Annotated in this window: 20 protein-coding genes; 6 read left to right on the top strand and 14 right to left on the bottom strand. The window is 61.7% G+C overall.

What is annotated here, in order from left to right:
* Window positions 1-7: 7 nt before the first annotated feature.
* Together NCS00_RS01955 and NCS00_RS01950 are read right to left on the bottom strand one after the other, a co-directional pair.
* Window positions 8-454 (bottom strand): CHRD domain-containing protein, encoded by a 447-nt coding sequence (locus tag NCS00_RS01955; RefSeq protein ID WP_008351655.1) that lies wholly within the window; start codon window positions 452-454, stop codon window positions 8-10.
* Window positions 455-634: 180 nt separating this feature from the next.
* On the bottom strand, window positions 635-1,798 hold the full coding sequence (locus NCS00_RS01950) for a porin (protein WP_034470561.1): 1,164 nt from the start codon (window positions 1,796-1,798) through the stop codon (window positions 635-637).
* Window positions 1,799-2,238: 440 nt separating this feature from the next.
* On the opposite strand from NCS00_RS01950, the gene NCS00_RS01945 reads away from it, so the two are divergent.
* Complete coding sequence (locus NCS00_RS01945) at window positions 2,239-3,174, top strand: LysR family transcriptional regulator (protein ID WP_008351657.1); 936 nt, start codon at window positions 2,239-2,241, stop codon at window positions 3,172-3,174.
* Window positions 3,175-3,186: 12 nt separating this feature from the next.
* Here NCS00_RS01945 and NCS00_RS01940 read toward each other — a convergent pair whose 3' ends face one another.
* Window positions 3,187-6,345: an ATP-binding protein gene (locus NCS00_RS01940; RefSeq protein WP_034470558.1), complete on the bottom strand. Its 3,159-nt coding sequence runs from the start codon at window positions 6,343-6,345 to the stop codon at window positions 3,187-3,189.
* Window positions 6,346-6,435: 90 nt separating this feature from the next.
* On the opposite strand from NCS00_RS01940, the gene NCS00_RS01935 reads away from it, so the two are divergent.
* Window positions 6,436-6,603 carry a hypothetical protein gene (locus NCS00_RS01935; RefSeq protein WP_160172875.1) on the top strand — a complete coding sequence of 56 codons (168 nt, stop codon included), beginning with the start codon at window positions 6,436-6,438 and terminating at the stop codon, window positions 6,601-6,603.
* Between the two features lie 134 nt (window positions 6,604-6,737).
* Here NCS00_RS01935 and NCS00_RS01930 read toward each other — a convergent pair whose 3' ends face one another.
* The 6 genes from NCS00_RS01930 to NCS00_RS01905 all read right to left on the bottom strand — a co-directional run bounded on the left by NCS00_RS01930 (window position 6,738) and on the right by NCS00_RS01905 (window position 13,199).
* Complete coding sequence (locus tag NCS00_RS01930) at window positions 6,738-7,388, bottom strand: response regulator (RefSeq protein ID WP_008351659.1); 651 nt, start codon at window positions 7,386-7,388, stop codon at window positions 6,738-6,740.
* Window positions 7,389-7,447: 59 nt separating this feature from the next.
* The gene (locus NCS00_RS01925; protein WP_033536541.1) at window positions 7,448-8,128 is read right to left on the bottom strand and encodes a response regulator; all 681 of its coding nucleotides are present in this window, start codon (window positions 8,126-8,128) and stop codon (window positions 7,448-7,450) included.
* A gap of 125 nt (window positions 8,129-8,253) precedes the next feature.
* Window positions 8,254-8,901 carry a response regulator gene (locus tag NCS00_RS01920; RefSeq protein WP_034470552.1) on the bottom strand — a complete coding sequence of 216 codons (648 nt, stop codon included), beginning with the start codon at window positions 8,899-8,901 and terminating at the stop codon, window positions 8,254-8,256.
* A 546-nt stretch (window positions 8,902-9,447) separates the two neighbouring features.
* On the bottom strand, window positions 9,448-10,785 hold the full coding sequence (gene ltrA / locus NCS00_RS01915; protein WP_186215135.1) for a group II intron reverse transcriptase/maturase: 1,338 nt from the start codon (window positions 10,783-10,785) through the stop codon (window positions 9,448-9,450).
* Window positions 10,786-11,347: 562 nt separating this feature from the next.
* Window positions 11,348-11,878 (bottom strand): single-stranded DNA-binding protein, encoded by a 531-nt coding sequence (locus tag NCS00_RS01910; protein ID WP_008351662.1) that lies wholly within the window; start codon window positions 11,876-11,878, stop codon window positions 11,348-11,350.
* 118 nt (window positions 11,879-11,996) lie between these two features.
* On the bottom strand, window positions 11,997-13,199 hold the full coding sequence (locus tag NCS00_RS01905) for an MFS transporter (protein WP_075583486.1): 1,203 nt from the start codon (window positions 13,197-13,199) through the stop codon (window positions 11,997-11,999).
* Between the two features lie 342 nt (window positions 13,200-13,541).
* Here NCS00_RS01905 and uvrA point away from each other — a divergent pair, with 342 nt between their 5' ends.
* Together uvrA and NCS00_RS01895 are read left to right on the top strand one after the other, a co-directional pair.
* Complete coding sequence (uvrA, locus tag NCS00_RS01900; protein ID WP_034470549.1) at window positions 13,542-16,415, top strand: excinuclease ABC subunit UvrA; 2,874 nt, start codon at window positions 13,542-13,544, stop codon at window positions 16,413-16,415.
* A gap of 112 nt (window positions 16,416-16,527) precedes the next feature.
* Window positions 16,528-17,619 (top strand): AI-2E family transporter, encoded by a 1,092-nt coding sequence (locus NCS00_RS01895; protein WP_008351668.1) that lies wholly within the window; start codon window positions 16,528-16,530, stop codon window positions 17,617-17,619.
* A gap of 52 nt (window positions 17,620-17,671) precedes the next feature.
* On the opposite strand, the gene purU is transcribed toward NCS00_RS01895, so the two are convergent.
* From purU to NCS00_RS01870, 5 genes are read right to left on the bottom strand one after another with little or no spacing between them, the layout of a single operon-like run.
* Window positions 17,672-18,541, bottom strand: coding sequence for a formyltetrahydrofolate deformylase (gene purU / locus NCS00_RS01890; RefSeq protein WP_008351670.1), 870 nt, complete (start codon window positions 18,539-18,541; stop codon window positions 17,672-17,674).
* A gap of 22 nt (window positions 18,542-18,563) precedes the next feature.
* Window positions 18,564-19,409, bottom strand: coding sequence for an NUDIX hydrolase (locus NCS00_RS01885; RefSeq protein WP_034470547.1), 846 nt, complete (start codon window positions 19,407-19,409; stop codon window positions 18,564-18,566).
* A gap of 3 nt (window positions 19,410-19,412) precedes the next feature.
* The gene (locus tag NCS00_RS01880; protein WP_008351673.1) at window positions 19,413-20,027 is read right to left on the bottom strand and encodes a LysE family translocator; all 615 of its coding nucleotides are present in this window, start codon (window positions 20,025-20,027) and stop codon (window positions 19,413-19,415) included.
* A 1-nt stretch (window position 20,028) separates the two neighbouring features.
* Window positions 20,029-20,595 carry an adenine phosphoribosyltransferase gene (locus tag NCS00_RS01875; RefSeq protein WP_008351675.1) on the bottom strand — a complete coding sequence of 189 codons (567 nt, stop codon included), beginning with the start codon at window positions 20,593-20,595 and terminating at the stop codon, window positions 20,029-20,031.
* Window positions 20,596-20,655: 60 nt separating this feature from the next.
* Complete coding sequence (locus tag NCS00_RS01870) at window positions 20,656-22,653, bottom strand: monovalent cation:proton antiporter family protein (RefSeq protein WP_008351676.1); 1,998 nt, start codon at window positions 22,651-22,653, stop codon at window positions 20,656-20,658.
* Window positions 22,654-22,813: 160 nt separating this feature from the next.
* On the opposite strand from NCS00_RS01870, the gene kdsD reads away from it, so the two are divergent.
* On the top strand, window positions 22,814-23,797 hold the full coding sequence (gene kdsD / locus NCS00_RS01865) for an arabinose 5-phosphate isomerase KdsD (protein ID WP_008351678.1): 984 nt from the start codon (window positions 22,814-22,816) through the stop codon (window positions 23,795-23,797).
* Window positions 23,797-24,336 carry a KdsC family phosphatase gene (locus NCS00_RS01860; protein ID WP_034470545.1) on the top strand — a complete coding sequence of 180 codons (540 nt, stop codon included), beginning with the start codon at window positions 23,797-23,799 and terminating at the stop codon, window positions 24,334-24,336. Before kdsD ends, NCS00_RS01860 begins: the two co-directional genes overlap by 1 nt.
* Window positions 24,337-24,338: the final 2 nt, after the last annotated feature.

Below are 24,338 nucleotides of genomic sequence, written 5' to 3'. Positions count from 1 at the left end.
CCGAGCGTCAATCGGCAGGCACCACCTGACCGCGTATCTCGCCGGTCGGGTTCTCCTGCGTGTGAATATTGAAATACCACTGACCCGCCATGAGATCGGTGACTTGCGGGTCCGTCAGCGTCGCTTGTCCTTTCATCGGGCTCGCGAGCGCTTTCTTGTCGACGGGCACTTGCACCTTCGCGTTCTGTCCGACCGGCGCGGGGCCGTGGAAATGCGCCATCGTCACCGGACCCGATAGCTCCGCATAAGTCGCGGTCCAAGTCAGCACTTTAGTGTCGGTGTCGAAAGTGGCGTCGAGGATGCCGTGGCCTTTGCTCACGCGCGGCGGAACTTCGCTCGAAGGCTGGAGGTTCGCTTTTAGCGCGACGGAGTCGGCGTGAGCGGGGCTCGCGGCGAGCGTCGCGAGCAGCAGAATGGGTATCCAGCGGACATGTGGTCGGCATGTCGAGATCATCATTGCTCTCCTGGTCGCGGTCAGTGCGCGTTTTGCTGGGAGGACCGCATCGCCATGGTAGATCAATTCAAATGCGTGACGCATTTCCCTTCGATGAAAGCGGGCGCGCCCATGCGAAAAGGGCGCCTCGCGGCGCCCTTCTCTAGCTAGCTACAACAGCTTGGTACTGCTCTGACCGCTTTAGAAGCGGTGACGGATACCCGTCGTCAGGAGAACCTGACGGCTGCTCGAGGAAGCGTCGCCTGCGCCGCTGATAGCAGCGCGCGGGTACACGCCGTCTCCACCGCCGCTCGCGATCTGCACAACGCCTTCAGCATAGATGTCGGTGCGCTTGGACAATGCATAGTCCGTCTGCAAACCGAACTGGTGACGGCGAACGCGCCTGGACTCATCCAGCGGAACTTCGGTCTTGGCGTACGTGAAGGTGTAAGCCGCACCAACCGACAGTGCCGGGCTAAGTGCGTAGCGGCCGTTGATTTCGTAGTTATTGGTAATCGACGAAGAATCAAGCGCGGCGTTGCTATTGTTGTCGAGGCGGATCTGCGTCCAAACCAGACCGAACGTCATAGCACCGGTCGTGAAACTACCGCCCGCACCGAACGTACGCACGCGTGCTGTGTCTTGATCGGCCGGAGTGAACAGCGTTACCGGAACCTCCGTGATCGCGCCGACGTTGTTCGAGTTGTAACCGTTCGCTTGCGTGTATGCCGCGCCGAACTTGAACGGACCATTCGCATAGCCCGCACCGAGGCTGTATGCCCGGTTTGCGGCGAAGCTGCCCGCGGTGTTCGAGAAGCCGTATGCGCCAGCGAACGACAGGCCGGAATAGTTCGCACTCACGAACTTGATGGAGTTGTTAATGCGGAAAGCGTTACCGTCCAGATTGTCCAGATCGCCCGGGTGCGCGAAGTACGTGCCGCCCCACGAGCCGGTCGCGCTCAACGGGCCGAGATAGTCGGCAACAGCGTCGTTCTGACGACCGAGCGTCAGAGTACCCGCTTGCGCCATCGACAGACCGACGTAAGCCTGACGGCCGAACTGGCGACCATCGCTGGTGCCGTTCGCGATGTTGAAACCGTTTTCCAACGTGAAGACGGCTTTCATGCCACCGCCGAGGTCTTCAGCGCCGCGCAAGCCCCAACGGCTGTTCTGCAGATTGCCGCTGGTCACGCCCCACGCGCTTGCCTTTTCGTAGCCTGCGCCGAACGGAGCTTGCACGTTGTTGACGTACGTCAGGCCCGCATCGACCAGACCATACAGCGTGACGCTGCTTTGCGCGCTTGCAGCAGTTGCGAACGAACCGGCCAGAGCGGCGACGGCCGTTACGATCAGAGTCTTTTTCATGTGTATTCCTTTGAGTCTTGAGACTCGATGGGTTGCTTCAGGCCAAACGCCTGTCGAGTTCGGACTCCCGTCTTCGCTCGTCTTGTTCAGCACCGATATTCGGCACGGCAAAGTTTATTGCCCGCTATTTTTGAGAAACCGCCAAAGGAATCACAAAAACCTTTTCGAATAATTCGAAAAGTTCAATTTCGGGATGGGTTAACGCTTAGGCCGCATGGACTTACGCGTCATCCGATTAGCGCCGTGCGAACGCGCCTATGGACACGAGTTGCGTTCATGCCACAGTGGTCGCATTGAGACATTCGTCTCCGATCAGAACACTCCGATTCCCCAGCATGTCATCGCGCTCTAACATCGCGCACGCGAGGCCGCGCTTTAGCCGCCGGCATTTATCGGCATACTCGAAGCGTTCGAAATGCGCTTCTCACATCGATCGCTCAATGAATCAACTCCAGGCGATGCGCGTCTTCCTGAAAGTGGCGGAAACCGAATCGTTCGGCCGTGCCGCCAACGCGCTCGATCTATCCAACGCCGTGATAACGCGCTACGTCTCGTTGCTCGAGGCGCATCTCAACACGCGCTTGCTGAACCGCACGACGCGCAGCGTGTCGCTAACCGAGGCCGGTCGCGCCTATGCGGACGGCTGCCGTGCAGTGATCGAACAGATCGAGACGATCGAAGCATCAGTGGGGAACAGTTCGGTCGATCCTTCGGGCACGCTCAAGCTCGTCGCGTCGGCATCATTCTCATTGCTCGGACTCACGCCAATGCTGCGCGGATTCCGCGAGCGATACCCGAACGTGAAGTTGCGCTTGACGCTGCTGCATCGTCCGGTCGATCTCGTCGCGGAGGGCTTCGACGTCGGCATCGTCGTGCCGCATCTCGTGAACAGCGGCATGCTGATCAACCGCCCGTTGGTGAGAGTCGCGGCGGTGCTCGTCGCCGCACCGGCTTATCTGGCGCAACGCCGCGCGCCCGTCGGGCCGGCATCGCTGGCGTCACATGAGTTTCTCGCGCCGTCTTCGGATATCCATGGATCGACGTGGTCCTTCATCGGACCGTCGGGAGAGACGGAAAGCGTCGAACTCGATCCGGCATACAGCGTGAACAGTTCGCACATGTTGCGGCAGGCGGCGCTTTCCGGAATGGGAATCGCGGTGCTCCCGGAGAGCTACGTGGCGCAGGATATCGAGGTGGGTTCGCTCGTGCGACTGCTGCCCGGCCATACGCTCAAGGACGCTGACAAGGAAGTGTCCATCGTCTACCCGGGACGCCGGCACGTTTCGGCCAAGACACGCGCGTTCGTCGATTTCGCGCTCGCCTATTTCCGCGATGGCGAACTCGCCGATGCGAGTCCCTGCACACCTACGGAATAAGAACGCGCCCGGTCAGAGAATTGCGGCGCCTTGCGCGTGGATACGGTCCACGAGCTGCTCGCATCGCGCGATCAACGCAAGTCCCTCGCGACGGCGCACGTCGCGCGATTTCACATGCAGATCGCGACGAAACTCCTCCAGCGCGCCGAGCAGCGGCCGATACTGCAACACGCTCGCCGCCCCGACGACGCGATGATGCCAGTCCCGCAGATCATCGACCGTGCCGCGATCGAGCAATTGCCGAAGCGCCACGAGATCCTCGCGGAACGACGACACGAACGCATCCAGCAATGCCTTGACGGTCGCTTCGCTGCCCCATAGTTGCGCCATGGCGCTCAGATCGAGTTCGTCATCGTAGCGGGCCGGCACATCGGTTCCCTGAGCGGAATGTGTCTCGGCTTCGGGCGTGCGTTCATTCGTGATCCACCATCGGTTCAGATGCTCCCGCAACGTAGCGAGCCGGGTCGGCTTCACGAGACAGTGGTCCATGCCCGCCTCACGGCACTTGCGCAATTCGTCGGGCGCCGTGCTCGCCGTGACGCCGAGGATCGGCAAGCGACGCGACGCGCCGGCTTCATCCGAACGGATGCGTCGAGCCAGTTCGTAGCCCGTCATGTTCGGCATGTGGCAATCGGTAATCAGGAATCCGTATCGGGTGTCAGCGAGGGCAGCGTATGCCTCGGCGCCGTCGTGCACGACATCGCACGCGAAACCCAGCAGGGTAAGCTGATTTCGAATCAGCTCCTGATTCACCGGATGATCTTCGGCGACGAGCACGAGCCTGCCGCTGCGCAGCGCGTCTTCCCGGTCGGGCGCCACCATCTTCGCTTCGTGCGAATGCGTGACGCCCGATGCGACCTGCGGCATGCCTGTCAATGCGGCGACGCAGGCCGCGCCGAGGCCGTGCCATGAAATCGGATTGACGCTCACGCGGATGTCGTCTTCGAGAATGCGGTATCCCGTCGGCTTCGGCTTTTCGGTTACGTGGATCACACGCGAAGCGGATGGCGAAGCGTGCTTGTGCGTATCGCTCAGAAAGACGATCTCGATGTCTTCGAGCAACTCGTGTTCTGATCGCGCGAGTTCGTCGGGCGTGTAGCGCAGCAATTGCAGACCAAGCGCCTCGCCATAGTGCACGAGGGCCGCCGCGACGCGATCGTCGTCGATCGCCACGATGCCTCGCTTGCCGCGCAATCCGTCGATCTGATAATGCAAGGTCTCGACGGGCATCGTGAGACGAACGGTCATTGCCGTGCCGACGCCCAGCGCGCTTTCAAGGCTCATCGCGCCGCCCATCAGCGCGACGAGACGATTGCAGATCGTCAGGCCGAGCCCGGTGCCGCCGAAGCGCCGCGTCGTGGAGGTTTCAGCTTGCACGAACGGCTCGAAGAGGCTTCGCTGCGCGTCCGGAGCGATCCCGATGCCCGTGTCTTTCACGCACAGTTCGATCACCTGCGCCGACTCGGTGTGCTCGACCGCGCGAACGTGCAGCGCGACATCGCCCTTGATCGTGAACTTGATCGCGTTGCTCATAAGATTGAAGAGAACCTGCCTGAGCCGCACGCTGTCGCCCCTGACCGCCGCGGCCACTTCGGGCGCCACGTCGACGCGCACGCGCAGGCCCTTTTCGTGCGCTCTTGCGGCGAGCAGGCCCACCGCACTATCGACGAGTTCGCGCAAATCGATCGGCGTGGACTCGATCGTCAGCCTGCCGGCCTCGATCTTCGAATAGTCGAGGAGATCGTCCAGAATCTGCAGGAGCGCGCTCGCCGAATCCTGAATCATGCCGAGCATTTGCGACTGGTCGGGGTTCAGACGCGTATTTTCGAGCACTTCGACGAGCCCGAGCACGCCGTTCATCGGCGTACGGATTTCATGACTCATCATCGCGAGGAAGTCGTCCTTCGCGCGCGATGCGGCTTCGGCGGCGTCGCGCGCGCGGGCGAGTTCGTCGGCGCGGGCGTGCTCGACACTCGCGTCGGCCCAATAGCCGCTCCAGACCACGGCGCCGTCGTCTTCGCGGTGCGCGACGAGATCCGCGCGAATCCAGCGGTGCACGCCTTCCACCGTCGAACGAAACTCGGTGTGCAGCGGCTCGAGTGTCCGCGCCGAAGTTTCGATTTCCGCGAGAAGCCGGGCGCTGTCTTCGTCGTGGACGTGCGTCAGCGCGTGAATCGGATCGTCGGCCAGAGCGGCGACGTCCAGACCGAGCAACTGACGCGTATCGCCATCGATATAAGGAAGGCTGTACGTGCCGTCGCTCGCGCGGCGCAACTGGAACACGACCGCCGGCAGCGATCGCGTCACGTCGTGAAGACGCCGCTCGGTTTGCCGCGCGCGCGTTTCGGCGTCGCGAATATCGGTGATGTCGATCATCGTGCCGACGACGCCCGCTCGCTCCCCGTTCGACGCATTGAACGCGCCCGTCCAGAAAAGCCCGCAGCGCGAGTGATTGCTGTTGTCGGCAAATTCCGCTTCGACTTCCTGACGTTGACCCGTTTTGAGCGTCGTGCTGGTCAACTCGTGAAGCACGCGGCTGTGCGCGTCTCCCCACGCCGTGACTTCGACGCTCGTGCGTCCGAGAACGTCTCCGCGTCGAACGCCGAGCGCTTCTTCGAAGGCACGATTCACCGCGATGTAGCGATTCTGCATGTCCTTCGCGACGAGGGGATACGGCACCACCTCCATCATGGTCTGCTGGAAACTGAGTTGCGTAGCCAGACGCTGCTCGGTCTCCATGCGCCGTCCCATTTCCTGCTGCAATCGGACGAAAGCGCGCAGCGTCACGAACAAGACGGCTGCGATGCCGATGAGCGCAGGCAGCAAGCGCAACGCGGAGATATGCGTGGTCGCGGATGCCGCCTGCCTGGCGACGGCTTGCGTCTCGGCTTGCCTGAACGCCCGCTTGATCAACAGGTCGAGCGGCTGCAAATCGGAATGCATCGCGTAGTTCAAGGTTCCGGGCGGGCTCGGTGCGACGATCATTTCGATTTCGCCGCGTTGAAACGCCGATGCGGCCGTGGGCCAGTCGTTGAATCGCTTCGGCTCGAACGTGACGCCGAGGGACTGTTCGATTTTGGCGAGCGCGACTTCCGGCGGCTGAAGCGGCTGATCCGGACGACCGCGTGACGCTTCTATCAAGCCGACGGCGATCGGACTCAGCGTGCGCAAGTAACCGCGCTCGGGCTCATCGAGTTGGGCGCTGGCCGTTGCGTCGTTTGTATTTTTTCGAAGTCCAGAAGTCGGCTGGGAAGCGTAGGCATGCGGGTCGGCCGCATTGCCGAACGATGGCGCGATCAGGCTGAAAAGGAGCAAACAACGCGCGAACAGAAATCTCAATTCGAATCCTTCGGATGCGGGCCGGCGCGGCAAGGACCGTTGCTGCGCCGTCTGAGCAAGAACTCGATGACGCCGATTCACGGCTTTTGACCGCTACGAGTCGCCGCGCTTCGTGCTTGCCTGTCGAGTGCAAATGTCTTGAGTCTGAGCCGCTGCGTATCAGGATCGAATCAGAACCGTCCCAATTTGCTCCTAAACCGGGCATCGGCGACGGCTACACCACTTCAGACCAGGCCGACTTGCTGAAAGTAGGCGACCAGCTCCTCCTCGCTATCGAGTCCCAGCTTGCGCATGCCGGCACGCTTCTGCGTCGCGATCGTCTTGCGGCTTCGTCCGAAGTGCTCAGCGATCTCATGGACCAGAAGACCGCGAGCGTAGAGCTGGAAGACCTCCCATTCGCGTCGGCTCAGTACGCCCACGCGCGCCGGCGATGTCGCGGGCAAATGGCGCACGGCCGCCTCCACGGTTGGGGAGAGGAAACAGCCGCCGGCTTCAGCGACGGATATCGCGTCGTGCAGGCATTCGAGTCCGTCGCGCTTGTCGATCACGCCGTCTACGCCGAGCTGAACGAGCCCGGCCAGCATTCGCGTTTGGCAGATCATCGTGAGCACGATGATCTTCGGCCGCTTTTCCTGCCAGGTCAGACGCCTGAGAAAGGTGATCGAGCTGCTTTCCCCGTCGATACCGCGCATACCGATGTCGGAGAAGATGAAGTCACACGGCGTGGTATCGATTGCTTCGGCAAGTTCCAGCGTGTCGCACGCGGTGGCGACCACGCGCACCGCGCCATCTCGCTCGAGCAGGGTTTGAATACCCTTGATGACGACCGGATGGTCATCCGCAACGATGGCGCGTTTCGGCGTTCTTGTTCTCATTCTGTTATGCGTTCTTGCTGGCCTCAGGGCTTGCGCGGCGTGCGCGCTATGCGATGCGTCTAGATCAAGCCACTGTCCGCGATAAATCGATACAAATCCGCGTCTGTCGATAAATCGAGCTTTCGCATGGCCGCGCATTTTTGGGCGCTGATCGTCTTCACGCTGCGATCGAGTTCCTTCGCGATCTCGGTGACATTCGCGCCGCGTGCATAGCGCTCGATCACTTCCAGTTCGCGGCTCGTGAGCCGCTGACGAATGAAACGCGCGTGGCTTTCGGAATCCGCGAGCGCGAGCGTGCGGCGTATTGCGGGCCCGAGATAGGTTTCATTGGCGATGACCGAAACAATCGCGACGTAGATCAGTTCGAGCCGGTCTTCCTTGCTTAGAAACGCGTGGGCTCCCGCTTCCAGCGCCTGCTTGACGAGCGCGGCGTCGCCACTGCGCGACATGACGACGATCCTGACCTCCGGATACTGGTTCGCCACATGCTGAATCAGCTCGACGCCGTCGCCGTAACGTCCGCCCGGCATGAAATAGTCGATGACGACGACGTCGCACTCGCCGCGAGCAAGCGACTCTTCGAGTTGGGTCGAATTAGCGTGACGACTTACCACCTCTACATTGGGAAAATTCCCAGCGAGTCGCTCGACGGCGAGGATGACGAGAGGATGATCATCCGCTATTGCGAGCCTTATCCGTTTAGCGTGCGAGAACACCTGGTTCCCGTTCCAGAACTCCATTGCCTCAAACCCCTTCTAGTCCTGCGGACCAGAATTCACATCCAAAAAAGAGAAGGTCGATCATCCGGCATCGAAAAATTTAGATACATAAGATGCATCCGAAACCATTTCAGTGCGCCAAAAACTCATCCTAATCCGCGTGCGCGTACAAACGCGAATAACCCGGGATCGTTTCTTACGCCTAGCTTATTCATCGCATCACGTTTCTGACGGCTGATCGTGCGAACATCGCGATCGAGTTCTTTTGCTATTTCGGTAATCGAATGGCCTTTGGCAAACAGGCGGACGACTTCGATCTCTCGCACGGACAGGCGCGGCTCCTCCGGCGAAAATTCGGTCTCCGTGCCCGCTTCCGCAAGCGCCGCGACAAACGAGGCGCTCACGAAACGGCGTCCGACGCTCGCATGCCGCACGGCCGTCACCACGAGTTCGATGGGTTCGGCCTTGTTGACGAGGCTCATCGCGCCGGCATTCAGGATGGAGCGCAAAATCGCGACGTTGCTCACGCTGGTGAGCACGACGATGCAGAGGTCGGGGAAATCCTGGCGCACCTTGCGAATGAGACGGAGACCGTCATTTGCATCCGCTCCCGGCTCGGGCATGGCGAAGTCCGTGACCAGCACATCGCACGGCTTGACCGCGAGTTCTGCCAACAAAGTGCTCGCATTATTTGCCTCGCCGACGACCTCTAATCCGTCTGCGGCGGCGAAGATGGCCTTCATCCCAAGGAGAACGAAAGGATGATCGTCAGCCAGTACTATTCGAAGCTTCAAGAGGCCCCCGGTTATTCTTGGTCTCGGTGAAAATGCTTGTGGGCTGCAACGGCGCGCAACGGATTAATCCACGCGGCACGATTAAGCACGGCTTTCCGATTCGCGTTTACCAGAAACACATAAACCGCAAACCTTCAAAAACCTCAATTAGATGACGACAAGCAAATAAAGATTGCGTTTATTTTCTCGGATAATCGCCTCAAAAATAGAATGTGACCAATTTGCAGGCCATAGGATAAATCCGATTAGACTGCGGAATAGTTGGTGTGCACTTGATGGCGTACGAGCGCGACTACCAGGCGCCGAGCGCTGAATAGGCTCCGGCGCGAGCAATAGATCACACCGCAATCAGGAAGCGCCTCGCCGACTCAAAAAAAATGGGCCTCAGGCTGTTTCAGCCAGAGGCCCATCTTCCGATGCGCGAATTGTCGGTGATTCTTTGTAGAGTAGGTCTCAAGTTTGAAGTGATCTCCCCAGCGACCTCTCGTCAAACCGTGCTTGCAGTTTTCCCGCACACGGCTTTCCGACTGCCTTCAGCCAGCAGCGTTACAACGGCACAGGGCGTGCATACCTGCTTGATTCTTCTCCGGTCACCGACAGGCCATACAACTTGAAGAGCCCGTGGTAATCGTAGAACCAAGATGGCGGGTGGTCCCTCCACCCCTTAGCTCGCTTCTTGTGCTTCTTCCGAAGCATGATGCAGAGCGTCCACGTCGTGTAGTTCGCGATGCTCAAGAAGTGCTTCCTTGAGTTACCCGTCTTGAAGTAGTTTCCCCAACCGCGAAGGATCGGATTGACCCTCTCCTTGATGAGCTGCGGCAGATTCCAGTGCTGTCCTGTTCGGACAACCTCCCGAATCTTCTTCTTGACCGATTTCATCGCCTTGGGCGAGGGGTAGTAGTACGACTTGAGCTTGCCCGTCACCTTCGACGGTTGGGCTACAAATCGGTGACCCAGAAAGTCGAACGGCTCCTCCCGGGCATCTACTATCCGTGTTTTCTGCGCATTGAGCGTGAGACCAAGACGATCCAGCACTTTCTTGGCCTCCCCCAGATAGAACTCGGGGTTCTTGTTGCACAGAATTACGAAGTCGTCGGCGTACCGCACAATGTGAGCATCGTACGGCCGATTAGCAAACGCCTTCTTCACCCATGTGTGATCCAGCCAGTGCAAGTAGAGGTTTGCGAGCAGAGGAGAGATAACTCCCCCCTGTGGTGTCCCGGTCGTTTCCGTCCGGACTCGCATATCCTCCATCACACCCGCTTTGAGCCACATCTCAATCAGTTTTACAACGGATCGATCTATGACCTTGGATCGCACTGACAGCAGCAGTTTGTCGTGTGGAATCGTATCGAAATAAGCCTTCAGATCCGCATCCACAACCCAATGGCATTTGAAATTCAGCCATTTGTAGACTTCCCGCAGAGCCTGTTGCGCACTCTTTCGAGGGCGAAAGCCATACGAAAAATCCTTGAAACTCGCTTCGAACATGGGTTCGATAACAAGCTTCACTGCCGCCTGAACTACGCGATCTGCGATAACTGGTATGCCCAGCGGTCTTTGCGATCCATCAGCCTTAGGGATATACACCCGTTTGACCGGCAGAGGCTTGTACCGCTTCGCTTTGAGCCGTGATTGAATTCCGTCCAGAAAATCACCAAGACCGATTTCCTCTTCAATTACATCGAAGGTTTGTCGGTCGATGCCAGGGGCACCTTTGTTGGCTTTCACCTGTTGGTATGCCGACCACAGCACATCGCTCTGGCACACTTTGTCATATAACGCACCGAATTTCCGCGTCGGATTCGTCTTGGCTGCCTGGTATAGCTTTCGTTGCAGTACTCGCACACTTTCTAACGGCGTGTTTTTAGCTCTCGCAATCACGCAGTGCCTCCTACAAAAAGAGCATGACAGAAGCAGAGGCCCTTCCCTCCGGCAAGGTTATGTTGTCCTTGCCATCAACAGTACTATGACCTCCTCCGACTTCTCTATCCCGCGTTTCCCCGAACTTCGGCGGTTACCTTATATCGTCGATTACGTGGCGGGTTAAGCCACGACGGGTAGAGATCTCGTTCGTTCCGCTCAGTGCTTTATATGCATCCCATCCTCAATACCCCGAGTTCCTATCATGGCTTCAAGTGGTTAGTTAATCCACCATGACTCGCTGGCCTTCGCCCCCGTTCTAGAGGCTCGGCGGAACCACCCTACACCACACCACTCCCAGCATACTCGTGTGGCTGACATTTACGAGGCTTGTTCAGGTTCACTTTCGTTACGGGCTGCATATTTGCGCGCTCCCACTGACTGGGTCGGGGGACACGTTTATCCGGCGTTGCTCCCATGTTTCAGTCGCCATCCACATGTACGCCATCGCTACGCAGTCAAACTAACCAACTACTGCGACAGGACTCGCACCTGTTAGACACTGAGCAGCTTACCGAACCGCTCAGAACGGGATATCGTCGTCCATGTCGTCGAAGCCGCCGCCTGCCGGCGCGCTCGGGCGGCTGGAACCGCCGCCTGCTGAGCCGCCGCTCGCACGACCGCCCGCGGGCGCGCGTCCGCCGCCGCCGCCACCGCCGCCCGAACGATCCATCGGCGCGCTGCGGCTGTAGCCGCCATCATCGCCGGCACCGGCGCCGCCGCGACCGCCGAGCATCTGCATCTGATCCGCGACGATTTCGGTCGAATAGCGCTCCTGGCCCGATTGATCGGTCCATTTGCGCGTGCGAATACGCCCTTCGATGTAAACCGACGACCCCTTCTTCAGATATTCGTTGACGATTTCGGCGAGCCGGCCGAAGAACGCCACGCGATGCCACTCCGTGAGTTCCTTGAATTCGCCGGAGGCCTTGTCCTTGTAGCGGTCCGTCGTCGCGAGACGAATATTGGCCACGGCGTCGCCGCTCGGGAGGTAGCGGGTTTCCGGGTCGGCGCCCAGATTGCCCACGAGAATGACCTTGTTGACTGATGCCATGATTTCTCCGGTAGATTCCTTGCTAACTGTCAGCCGAAAGATGCGATTGGACCGATCTCGTCTTCAGACGTGGATTCGGTTGCACCCTGTCGGCTCGATTCGATGATTCCAATTTCTCTCAGGCCGCGCGCTCTGTTCTGCGCGGTGGCGGCTTCATCCATGCAGCGACGATGAGCCACGCCAACACCAGCGCCGAACACGCGAAGAAAACCGCGCTCGGCCCGTCGAGCTTCAGCAGCCAGCCGCCGATCACCCCGCCGAGGGCAAGGCCGATCGACTGCGTCGTGTTGTACACGCCCGCCGCCGCGCCCTTTCTCGTGCCCGGCGCAAGCTTCGACACCAGAGACGGCTGCGACGCCTCCAGCACGTTGAAGCCGAGAAAGTACACGAACAGAATGGCTGCCACGGACCACAGCGTATGGGGAGCCGCGCCCAATAACAACTGGCCGATCAGGATAAGCCCGATCGCACTCAGCATCACGCTCTTCATTTTTCCACGTTTCTCGGCGGCGATGATGGCCGGCACCATGAGCACGAACGCGAGCGCCATCACGGGCAGGTAAATCTTCCAGTGCGATGCGACCGGCAACCCGCCGTCCACCAGAATGCGCGGCACGACGAGGAAAAGCGCGGTCTGCGTCGCGTGGAGCACGAGCACGCCGAAGTTCAAGCGCAACAACTCGACGTTGTGCAGCACTTCCGCGAACGGCGCCTTGACGTGAACCGGATGCGCGGGCGGATCGGGCACGATCCAGAACACCACGCCCACCGCGAGGATCGACAGGACGCCGATCACCGTGAAAAGCCCGCTCATGCCGACCCAGTGGAACACGATCGGCGCGCCGACGATCGCCACCGCGAACGACACGCCGATGCTGCCGCCGACCATCGCCATCGCCTTCGTGCGGTTTTCCTCGTGCGTGAGATCGGCAATGAACGCGATCACCGCGGACGAAACGGCGCCCATGCCCTGGATCACGCGCCCGGCGATGATCCACGTCATCGAATGCCCGGCGGCCGCGACGAAGCTGCCCACCGCGAAGACGAGCAAGCCGAACGCGATGACCGGCTTGCGCCCGAGCTTGTCGGAAATCCAGCCGTAGAAGATGTAGAGCATCGACTGCGTGACGCCGTAGGCGCCAAGCGCAATGCCGACGAGCAGCACGTTGTCGCCGCCGGGGATGGTTTTCGCGTACACCGAAAACACCGGCATGATCATGAAAAGACCGAGCATGCGCAGCGCGAAGATGGCAGCGAGCGACACGGTCGCGCGCAACTCCGGCGCAGACAGACGTGTGGACGTGGCAGACGGATTGGACATCAGAAACGGGAAAAGGATGAGGGTCGCGTCTGGCCTGGCCTGCGGCGCAGCCAGGCGCGGCCGCCTTGTTCTTGCTCGAAACGGCACTATATGGAATCGCACGGCTAAAAGCGCGCCGCTCGATGCGTCGGCGCTCTCGCGTACTTGGCCGGCAAGTCCCCGCGCCGGCCGATCGACGCGCATCCGGCCCTCGGGCTCGGGCGCTGCGCCCTTTAAAAGTCGTTATAGTAGCAGGTTTGGCCCCCTCTCTTTCCGCCCGGCAATGGCTTCGTGGCCCGTCCGGACAGATGAAAGCGCCGCTGAAAACATCCGAAAGCACCCGAAAAACGCCGGAACGAACTCGTGGAAGAAATTCGTATTCGTGGGGCTCGCACCCACAATCTGAAGAACGTCAATCTCGACTTGCCGCGCCATAAGTTGATCGTGATCACGGGGCTGTCGGGGTCGGGCAAGTCGTCGCTCGCGTTCGACACGCTCTATGCGGAAGGCCAGCGCCGTTACGTGGAAAGCCTCTCGGCGTATGCGCGGCAATTTTTGCAGCTGATGGAAAAGCCGGACGTCGATCTGATCGAAGGTTTGTCGCCGGCCATTTCGATCGAGCAGAAGGCCACGTCGCACAATCCACGCTCGACGGTCGGCACCGTCACTGAAATTCACGATTACCTGCGTCTTTTGTACGCGCGCGTCGGCACGCCGTATTGCCCGGATCATCTGATTCCGCTGGAGGCGCAAAGCGTCTCGCAAATGGTCGACGCCGCACTCGCGCTGCCTGAAGAAACCAAGCTGATGATCCTCGCGCCGGTCGTCGCGGATCGGAAGGGCGAGCACGTCGAGCTGTTCGAGGAAATGCAGGCGCAGGGTTTCATCCGCTTTCGCATCCGCTCTGGCGGCGGCACGGCGAACGAAGGCGTCGCGAAAATCTACGAAGTCGATTCGCTGCCGAAGCTCAAGAAGAACGACAAGCACACGATCGACGTCGTGATCGATCGTCTCAAAGTGCGGCCGGACATGAAGCAGCGCCTCGCGGAATCGTTCGAAACCGCGCTGCGTCTCGCCGACGGCCGCGCGATCGCGCTCGAAATGGACACCGAAAAGGAGAAGCTCTTCAGCTCGAAATTCGCGTGTCCGATCTGCTCGTATTCGCTGCCGGAACTGGAGCCGCGTCTTTTCTCGTTCAATAATCCGATGGGCGCGTGCCCGGAATGCGACGGTCTCGGACAGATCACGTTCTTCGATCCGAAGCGCGTGGTCGCGCATCCGTCGCTGTCGCTCGCGGCGGGCGCGGTAAAGGGCTGGGACCGGCGCAATCAGTTCTATTTCCAGATGCTGCAGAGCCTCGCGGCATTCTACGAATTCGAAATCGACGCGCCGTTCGAGGATCTGCCCGAGAAAGTGCGCAAGATTCTTCTGTACGGCTCGGGCAAGCAGGCGATTCCGTTTTCGTACATTAACGAGCGCGGGCGCGCGTCGGTCCGCGAGCATGCGTTCGAAGGCATCATCCCGAATCTGGAGCGGCGCTATCGCGAGACCGATTCGGCGGCGGTGCGCGAAGAACTCGCGAAATACCAGAACAATCAGCCGTGCCCGGCGTGCGAAGGCACGCGTCTGCGGCGCGAAGCGCGCTTCGTGAAAGTCGGCGCAGAAGAACAGGCGCGCGGCATCTATGAAATCAGCGGCTGGCCGCTACGCGATGCGCTCGGCTATTTCCAGACGCTGCGTCTGGAGGGCGCGAAGGGCGAAATCGCCGACAAGGTCATCAAGGAAATCGTCGCGCGGCTCTCGTTTCTGAACAACGTCGGGCTGGATTATCTGTCGCTGGAACGCAGCGCGGAGACGCTTTCGGGCGGGGAGGCGCAGCGCATCCGGCTCGCGTCGCAGATCGGCTCCGGCCTTACGGGCGTGATGTACGTGCTCGACGAGCCGTCGATCGGCCTGCATCAGCGCGACAACGACCGGCTGATCGACACGCTCAAGCATCTGCGCGATATCGGCAATTCGGTGATCGTCGTCGAGCACGATGAGGACATGATCCGCATGGCCGATTACGTCGTCGACATGGGACCGGGCGCGGGCGAGCACGGCGGCGTGATCGTCGCGCAAGGCACGCCGGTGCAGGTGCAAAAGGACGCGAATTCCATTACCGGGCAGTATCTGTCCGGCAAGCGCACGATCAGCTATCCCGCCGAGCGCACCGCGCCGGACGAGCGCATGCTGCGCATCGTCGAGGCGTACGGCAACAATCTGAAGCGCGTGACGCTCGATTTGCCCGTCGGACTTCTGACCTGCGTGACGGGCGTGTCAGGCTCTGGCAAGTCGACGCTCATCAACGACACGCTGCAGCACGCGGTCGCGCAGCATCTGTACGGCTCGGCGACGGAGCCCGCACCGTACGAGTCGATCGAAGGTCTCGAACACTTCGACAAAGTGATCGCCGTCGATCAGTCGCCGATCGGCCGCACGCCGCGCAGCAATCCGGCCACTTACACCGGACTGTTCACGCCCATCCGCGAACTGTTCGCAGGCGTGCCGGCGGCGAAGGAGCGCGGCTACGACCCCGGCCGCTTCTCGTTCAACGTGAAGGGCGGCCGCTGCGAAGCCTGTCAGGGCGACGGCGTTCTGAAGGTAGAAATGCACTTTTTGCCGGATGTCTACGTGCCCTGCGACGTGTGTCACGGCAAGCGCTACAACCGCGAGACGCTGGAAGTCCAGTACAAGGGCAAGAACATCAGCGAAGTGCTGGACCTGACGGTCGAGGCCGCGCACGAGTTCTTCAAGGCGGTGCCGGTGGTGGCGCGCAAGCTGAAAACGCTGCTCGACGTCGGTCTCGGCTATATCCGGCTCGGCCAGTCCGCGACGACGCTATCGGGCGGCGAGGCCCAGCGCGTCAAGCTTTCGCTGGAACTGAGCAAGCGCGATACCGGTCGGACGCTATATATCCTCGACGAGCCGACGACCGGTTTGCACTTCCACGACATCGCGCTTTTGCTCGAAGTGATTCATCGATTGCGCGATCAGGGTAATACTGTCGTAATCATCGAGCATAATCTCGACGTAATCAAAACTGCCGACTGGGTCATCGATCTCGGTCCGGAAGGCGGCGCCGGCGGCGGGCAGATCATCGCCCAGGGGACGCCGGAGCAGGTTGCGAAGTCGAAGGCGAGCTTTACCGGCAGATATCTGGCACCCTTGTTGCAACGAGCCAAATCGGCGGCCTGATTCACGGCGCCGGTCTGGCTGCCGAAGCGCTGTCAGCCGGACCGTCGAAATGCGCCGCGCGCGCCGCGGCACGAATAACCGTCGTACGCAGCAGGGGAAAAGGAACGCAGTCATGGCGAAGCGCAACGAAGCGGCCAACGAGGAAGCGCGTGTACGGGACCTGCCCACGCGCCACGTCAGGCTGACGAGCGACATGAGCTTGCCGAAGCTGTCGGCGGTCGAGATCGGCAGCTACGTCCTTGCGCTGCTGGCGCTGTATCTCACGCTCAGGCTGCAATTGCTCGGCGGCCTGCTCGCCGGCATGCTGGTTTTTCAGCTTACGCACATGATCGCGCCGCTGATCGAGCGGCATGTGGTCAGCCGGGGCGCGCGTCTCATCGCGGTCGGGCTGATTTCGGCGATCATCGTCGGCGGGCTGACGGGTGCGACCATCGCCACCATCGAACATTTCGAGCGCGACTTCCCGAGCGTCCAGAAATTGCTCGATCAGCTGATGAGCATCACGTCGAGCGCGCGGCTGTCCGTGCCCGACTGGCTCGCGAATTACCTGCCCGTGGACACCGTGCAGATGAAGGACAAAGCCACCGAGCTGATGCACAAGCACGCCGAGATGCTCCAGCAAGGCGGCAAGGAGATGGCGCGCGGCTTCGGTCATATCGTAATCGGCATGATCGTCGGCGCGATTATCGCGGTGAGCGCGCCGCGGGCGACGCACCATCGGCTGCCGCTTTCCACCGCGCTCGTCGCGCGCGTGTCGCGCTTTTCCGATGCCTTCCGCCGCATCGTGTTCGCGCAAATCAAGATTTCAGCGATCAACGCAGTCTTCACCGCGCTGTATCTTCTCGTCGCACTGCCGCTCTTTCACGAACGGCTGCCGCTTTCGAAAACGCTCGTGCTCGTCACGTTCATCGTCGGACTGCTGCCGGTTATCGGCAATCTCATTTCGAACACGATCATCGTCGGCATTTCGCTGTCGGTGTCGTTCGGCACCGCGGTCGCGTCGCTCGCGTTCCTGATCCTGATCCACAAGCTCGAATACTTCCTGAACGCGCGCATCATCGGCGGGCAGATCGAGGCGCGCGCGTGGGAACTGCTACTCGCGATGCTCGCAATGGAAGCCGCGTTCGGCATTCCCGGCGTCATCGCCGCGCCGATTTTCTACGGATATATCAAGCGCGAGCTGATTTATCTGCGGCTCGTCTGAGCGTAAAAAAGCCCGCCTGAACCGGCGGGCTTTGTCTTTCCGAAAGCGCGATTTAGCGGAACACGACCGTCTTGTGTCCGTTGAGCAGAATGCGATGCTCGGCATGCCACTTCACCGCGCGCGCGAGCGTCACGCATTCGACGTCGCGGCCGATCGCCGTCAGTTGATCCGGCGTCATGTTGTGATCGACGCGCTCCACTTCCTGCTCGATGATCGGGCCTTCGTCGAGATCGGACGTGACGTAGTGCGCGGTCGCGCCGATCAGCTTCACGCCGCGATCGAACGCCTGATAGTACGGCTTCGCGCCCTTGAAGCTCGGCAGGAACGAGTGATGAATGTTGATCGCGCGTCCCGACAGCTTCGCGCACAAATCCGGCGACAGAATCTGCATGTAGCGCGCGAGCACGACGAGATCGGTGTCGTGCTGATCGACGATTTCCATCACGCGCGCTTCCTGCGCGGCCTTCGCTTCGGACGTCGCGTTGAGCAGCGGAAGATGATGGAACGGGATGTCATAGCTCGCCGCGAGCTGATAAAAATCCTTGTGATTCGAGATGATCGCCGGAATCTCGATCTGCAATTGCCCGGTGCGATAGCGGAACAGCAGATCGTTCAGGCAATGGCCAATCTTCGACACCATGATGACGACGCGCGGCTTGACCGATGCGTCGTGCAGTTCCCAGCGCATGCCGAATTCATCGGCGAGATCGCTGAACGACTTGCGCAGCGCGTCGAGGCCCGGATCGCCGCCGACTTGCTGGAAATGCACGCGCATGAAGAACTCGCCGGTGCGGCTGTCGCCGAACTGCGCGGAATCGAGGATATTGGCGCCGAGATTGAACAGGAAGCCCGACACGGCATGCACGATTCCCGGCCGGTCCGGGCACGACAACTTCAGATAAAAACTATGTTCGGTCGACATGACCTTTCCTCGTTCGGTTCTTTCAAATTTGCGGCGCTTCGAACAGCGCGTCGATGCCTTCGCACGCGTCTTCGTCGATCCACTGATGACGCAGCATGCAATCGAGCGTCGCGAGACTCGCATCGACGGTGAGCTTGCCCTCTTCGATCCAGCGCGCGACGTCCTCGATGCGCGCAAGGCGATGCTCGCCGACTTCGCCGTCCTGATTGTGCGGCGCGAAATCGGGCGGCAGGGAGACGTCGTACACGAAGATCTGCTCGGCCTGCGTGCCTTCCGGAAGCGACTGAAGCACATGAAACGTGCGGCCGGGCGTCGCCGTCGAGGCGAGTTCGGCGCTCATGCCCGCCTCTTCCCAGCATTCCTTCACGAGCGTCGGCATGAGTGCGAAACCCCAGCCGATGCCGCCCGCGACGACGTTGTCGAGCATGCCGGGATCGGTCGCCTTGGTGTCGCTGCGGCGCGCGATCCACAACTGCGGCGCCTTATCCCGGTATTTTACGATGCCGTTCAGATGCACCGCGTAGGTCATCGTGCCGAAGAAGCGCGACGCCGCACGCTCGATGAACGCGAGCGGCGCGGCGTCGAAGCCGTTGCGGATCGCGTAGGTTTCGTCGCGCCAACCGGGAATCTTGCCTTCGGCGAAAAGCGCGCCGATGACCGCGCCGAGCGCGGCGCTGCGCGCGTTCACATCGGCGAGCGCTGCGTGCAGGCGAACCGAAGCGGCGTCGATCACGAAGACGTCCGGCCAGCGGCGCAGCGCGTCGACGTCGGATCGGCGAGTCCAGCCGACGCGTTCATCGCCGATAAAGAACGGTAGGTGCGCGGCGGCGTCGAAGCGGCGTGCGGCAACGATCGAAGCGAGCGGCATCTCTCAGTCCTTGAGCGCGACGCGAATGCCGAGCGCGATGAACGTGACACCCGCGAGCCGGTCGAGCCACACGCCCACGCGCGGACGGCGCTTCAGCCACGCGCCGATCATTCCCGCGCCGATGCCGAAAAGCGAAAACACGACGACCGTCTGCAGCATGAAGAGCGCGCCGAGTTCGAACATCTGCAGCATCACGCTTTGCGCGCCGTGCGGATCGACGAACTGCGGCAGGAACACGATGAAGAACAGCGTCACTTTCGGATTCAACATGTTGCCGATCACGCTCTGGCGGAACACGGTCGTAAGCGGCTGGCTCGGGCGCGCGTGCGCGGTCGCGAGGCCGTGGCTGCGCAGCGCCTTGATGCCGATCCACACGAGATACGCCGCGCCCGCCAGTTTCACCGCCTGAAACGCCATCGGCGACGAACGCAGCAGTGCTGCAACCCCGAGCGCCGCGAGCGTCGTATGGAAGATCACGCCGAATGCGAACCCGCACGCCGCGACCACGCCCGCGAGCCGTCCTTGCGAAATGCCGCGCGCGAGCACCTGAAGATTGTCCGGCCCCGGCGCGACGGTGATCGCGACGGAAGCCGCGAGAAAGAGCAGAAAGTTGGGCATGTCAATGTCCGGCGAATTCGCAAACGGTATAAAGCGGCACGCCATTTTCGCGCAGCAGCTTCGAGCCGCCGAGATCCGGCAGATCGATGATCGCCGCCGCCTCGACTACTTGCGCGCCGAGCCGCTCCAGCAGAATCTTGCCGGCCATCATGGTGCCGCCGGTCGCGACGAGATCGTCGACGATCACGACGCGGTCGCCCGGCTTGCACGCATCCTCGTGAATCTCGACGGTCGCGCGGCCGTATTCCAGCTCGTACGACTGTTCGAGCGTCTTGTACGGCAGCTTGCCCTTCTTGCGGATCGGCACGAAACCGAGGCTCAGCTCGTACGCGAGAATCGGCCCGATGATGAAGCCGCGCGCGTCCATGCCGGCGATCACGTTCACGTTTTCGTCGATATAGCGCTGCACGAACAGGTCGATCAGCATGCGCAGCGCCTTGCGGTCTTGCAGGATGGTCGTGATATCGCGGAACTGCACGCCGGGCTGCGGCCAGTTATCGACGGTGCGCACGCGCTCCTTGATGAAACGCGCGGCGTCGAGCTGGGCGTGCGAGGGGGTAATGGACATGACTTCTCCGGAGTCCGCGCCGTGAGGCCGCGCGTTCGCCTTGGTGACAAAAGAGGGAAGCTAGGCTGCCCGGCGATTGCGCGAGAGCCGTTCCTCGGCTTGCGCCAGCACTTCGGGCAGGCCGCGCAGCACGACGATATCGTTCGCGCGCAGCTTGGTTTCGGGGTCCGGTGCGACGCCCCGGATGCCGTGGCGCCGGATCGCGGTCACTTCGACACCGTTGCCGACGAGTCCGAGATCGTCGAGCGAATGCCCGACGGCTTCGGAATTTGCGTCGATGGGTACGGATTGTAGCCGGACCTGCTCGTGGCCATCGTCGTCGTCGACGTCGTCGGCGCCGTGGAAATAGCCGCGCAGCAGGCTGTAGCGCGCATCGCGCATTTCCTCCACGCGCCGCACGACGCGGCGCATCGGCACGCCCATCAGGACGAGCGTGTGCGATGCGAGCATCAGGCTGCCCTCGACGATCTCCGGAATCACTTCCGTCGCGCCCGCCGCGGTGAGCTTTTCGAGATCGGCGTCGTCGACGGTGCGCACGATCACCGGCAAAGTCGGCGCGAGTTCGTGGATGTTGTGCAGCACGCGCATCGCGGACGGCGTGTTCGCGTACGTGATCGCGACCGTCGCCGCGCGATGAAGGCCCGCCGCGAGCAGCGATTCGCGCCGTCCGGCATCGCCGAACACGACCGATTCGCCCGCCGCCGCTGCCGCCGCCACGCGATCCGGGTCGAGATCGAGCGCGACATACGAAATGCCCTCTTGCTCCAGCATGCGCGCGAGGTTCTGTCCGGCGCGGCCGTATCCGCAGATGATGACGTGGCCGCTCTGCTTCAGGCTCTGCGTCGCGATTTTCGTCATTTGCAGCGATTGCAGCATCCATTCCGTCGACGAGAGCCGCAGCACGATCCGGTCCGCGTTCTGGATGATGAACGGGGCGGCGAGCATCGAGAGCAGCATCGCGGAAAGAATGGCTTGCAGGATCGTGGAATCGACGAGATGCGAATCCAGAATCAGATTCAGCAGCACGAAGCCGAACTCGCCCGCCTGCGCGAGACCGAGGCCCGTACGCATCGCGACGCCCGGCGTCGCACCGAAGGCGCGCGCGAGACCGGTGATCATCACCGCCTTGAGCAGGATCGGCACGACGAAAAAGCCGAGCACGAGAAACGGATGCTCCCAGATCACGCGCGGATTCAGCAGCATGCCGGTCGTCACGAAGAACAGACCGAGCAGCACGTCGCGGAAAGGCTTGATGTCCTCTTCCACCTGATGCCGATACGGCGTCTCCGCGATCAGCATGCCCGCGATGAACGCGCCGAGCGCAAGCGACAGACCGAACTTGTCGGTGATGAACGCCGCGCCCAGCGTCACGAGCAGCAGGTTCAGCATGAACAGCTCTTGCGAGCGGCGCCGCGCGACGAGGTCGAACCAGCGCGTCATGAACTTCTGGCCGATGAAAAGCAGCACCGTCAACGCGATGACGATTTTCACCGCGGCGATGCCGAGCCACATCGCGAGCTGCGACGACTGGCCGTTGCCGAACGCCGCGATGATGATGAGCAGCGGCACGACCGCCAGATCCTGAAACAGCAGCACGCCGAAGATGTTGCGGCCGTGCTCGGATTCGAGCTCGAGCCGCTCGGCGAGCAGCTTGCTGACGATGGCGGTCGAGGACATGGACATCGCGCCGCCGAGCGCGAAGCTCGCCTGCCACGACATGCCGATCCAGAAATTGGCGATCCAGCCGAAGATCATCGCGAGCGCGATGGTCGCACCGACCTGGCTCGCGCCGAGTCCGAACACGATGCGCCGCATCGAGCGCAGCTTCGAGAGCGAAAACTCGAGCCCGATGGAGAACATCAGGAACACGACGCCGAATTCGGCGAGATGCTGCGCGCGGTCGGTGTCCGGCGCGATGCCCGCCGCGTGCGGCCCGACGATGATGCCGACCGTCAAATAGCCGAGCATCGGCGGCAGGTTGAAATAGCGAAATACGACGACGCCTGCCACGGAGCAGAGCAGCAGCAACAGCGTCATTTCGAGCGGAGAAATCGGCATCCGACTAGCGTCCTCGTTCGTCAGCGTTCCGAGGCGCGTGAATCGGGCGCTCCGGCATCTTAAAAAGGCCCCTGACGACAGGGCTTGCGGGGGCGGATAGACGGCGGCGCACCGGGCTCCGTACGGGGCGGCCCGGAATCGCCTTTGCTATACTCCGCGCATGATAGCGAAAATCAATGGCGACCGGGCGCTGGCGCTGGCTCGCAACGTAATTCAGATCGAAGCCGACGCCGTTCGCGGGCTCTCCGAACTCCTCGACGACAACTTCACGAACGCGGTCGAAACGCTGCTCGGCTGCCGCGGCCGCGTGGTCGTCTCGGGCATCGGCAAGTCGGGCCACGTCGCGCGCAAGTTCGCCGCGACGCTCGCCTCCACCGGCACGCCGGCGTTCTTCGTGCATCCGGCCGAAGCGAGCCACGGCGACCTCGGCATGGTCACCGCCGACGACATCTTCATCGCGCTGTCGAACTCGGGCGAAACCGAGGAACTCGTCGCCATTCTGCCGCTCATCAAGCGGCTTGGGGCAAAGCTGATCGCGATCACCGGCCGTCCCGAATCGAGTCTCGCGCAACTGGCGGACATGCATCTGAATGCACGCGTCGAAAAGGAAGCGTGTCCGATGAATCTCGCGCCGACGGCCAGCACGACCGCCGCCATGGCGCTCGGCGATGCGCTCGCCGTCGCCGTGCTCGACGCGCGCGGCTTCGGTCCCGACGACTTCGCGCGCTCGCATCCGGGCGGCGCGCTCGGGCGGCGCCTGCTCACCTATGTGCGCGACGTGATGCGCGTAGGCGACGAAGTGCCGGTCGTTTCGCTCGACGCAACCGTTGCGGACGCGCTCTTCCAGATCACCGACAAGCGCATGGGCATGACCGCGGTCATCGACGAAAATCGTCACGTCCACGGCATTTTCACCGATGGCGACCTGCGCCGCATCCTGCAGCGCGACGGCGATTTCCGCGCGTTGAAACTCGCCGATGTCATGACCCGTAATCCGCGCACGATTGCGCCGGATCATCTCGCGGTCGAAGCCGTGGAACTGATGGAGCGCTTTCGCATCAATCAGATGCTGGTCGTGGACGCCGATGCGACGCTGATCGGCGCACTGAACATGCACGACCTCTTCTCCAAGAAGGTAATTTGATGGCGCAGAAGCCTCTCACCGCCGCCGAACGCGCGAGCCGTCTGAAGCTGATGGTGTTCGACGTCGACGGCGTTTTCACCGACGGCAGTCTCTATTTCACCGCCGAAGGCGACGCGATGAAGTCGTTCAATTCGCTCGACGGCCACGGCGTGAAGATGCTGCAGTCGGTCGGCGTGCAGACGGCGATCATCACGGGACGGCAATCGGGCATCGTCGCGGCGCGCGCGCGCGAACTGGGCATCACCCATCTCTATCAGGGCGTCGGCGATAAAACCGTCGCGCTCGCCGAACTTCTCGAAGCCACCGGCATTCCGGCCGACGAATGCGGCTACATGGGCGACGACTGGCCGGATCTCGCGGTGATGCGCCGCTGCGGCTTTGCGGCCGCGCCCGCGAACGCGCATCCCGAAGTAATTCAGCGCGTGCACTGGGTCGCGGAAGCGCGCGGCGGCCACGGCGCCGTGCGCGAAGTCTGCGACGCGATCCTGCGCGCGCAACATCGCTACGACGAACTGCTCGCCGCAGCGCTCGGAGGCTGAGG

The sequence above is a fragment of the Caballeronia sp. AZ1_KS37 genome (assembly GCF_023631165.1).
In the GTDB taxonomy this organism is placed as follows: Bacteria; Pseudomonadota; Gammaproteobacteria; order Burkholderiales; family Burkholderiaceae; genus Caballeronia; species Caballeronia zhejiangensis.
The sequence above is the reverse complement of the archived record's forward strand: the minus strand, read 5'-3'. Positions and strand labels throughout refer to the sequence as shown.

Coding starts and splice junctions, on each gene's coding strand:
- NCS00_RS01925 (WP_033536541.1), bottom strand. CDS start 8,128: ATGGAGTTCTGGAACGGGAACCAGGTGTTCTCGCACGCTAAACGGATA.
- NCS00_RS01870 (WP_008351676.1), bottom strand. CDS start 22,653: ATGCCGATTTCTCCGCTCGAAATGACGCTGTTGCTGCTGCTCTGCTCC.
- NCS00_RS01880 (WP_008351673.1), bottom strand. CDS start 20,027: ATGCCCAACTTTCTGCTCTTTCTCGCGGCTTCCGTCGCGATCACCGTC.
- NCS00_RS01910 (WP_008351662.1), bottom strand. CDS start 11,878: ATGGCATCAGTCAACAAGGTCATTCTCGTGGGCAATCTGGGCGCCGAC.
- kdsD (WP_008351678.1), top strand. CDS start 22,814: ATGATAGCGAAAATCAATGGCGACCGGGCGCTGGCGCTGGCTCGCAAC.
- NCS00_RS01860 (WP_034470545.1), top strand. CDS start 23,797: ATGGCGCAGAAGCCTCTCACCGCCGCCGAACGCGCGAGCCGTCTGAAG.
- NCS00_RS01955 (WP_008351655.1), bottom strand. CDS start 454: ATGATCTCGACATGCCGACCACATGTCCGCTGGATACCCATTCTGCTG.
- NCS00_RS01885 (WP_034470547.1), bottom strand. CDS start 19,409: ATGCCGCTCGCTTCGATCGTTGCCGCACGCCGCTTCGACGCCGCCGCG.
- NCS00_RS01950 (WP_034470561.1), bottom strand. CDS start 1,798: ATGAAAAAGACTCTGATCGTAACGGCCGTCGCCGCTCTGGCCGGTTCG.
- NCS00_RS01895 (WP_008351668.1), top strand. CDS start 16,528: ATGGCGAAGCGCAACGAAGCGGCCAACGAGGAAGCGCGTGTACGGGAC.
- NCS00_RS01905 (WP_075583486.1), bottom strand. CDS start 13,199: ATGTCCAATCCGTCTGCCACGTCCACACGTCTGTCTGCGCCGGAGTTG.
- NCS00_RS01945 (WP_008351657.1), top strand. CDS start 2,239: ATGAATCAACTCCAGGCGATGCGCGTCTTCCTGAAAGTGGCGGAAACC.
- NCS00_RS01935 (WP_160172875.1), top strand. CDS start 6,436: ATGCGGGTCGGCCGCATTGCCGAACGATGGCGCGATCAGGCTGAAAAG.
- NCS00_RS01875 (WP_008351675.1), bottom strand. CDS start 20,595: ATGTCCATTACCCCCTCGCACGCCCAGCTCGACGCCGCGCGTTTCATC.
- NCS00_RS01930 (WP_008351659.1), bottom strand. CDS start 7,388: ATGAGAACAAGAACGCCGAAACGCGCCATCGTTGCGGATGACCATCCG.
- purU (WP_008351670.1), bottom strand. CDS start 18,541: ATGTCGACCGAACATAGTTTTTATCTGAAGTTGTCGTGCCCGGACCGG.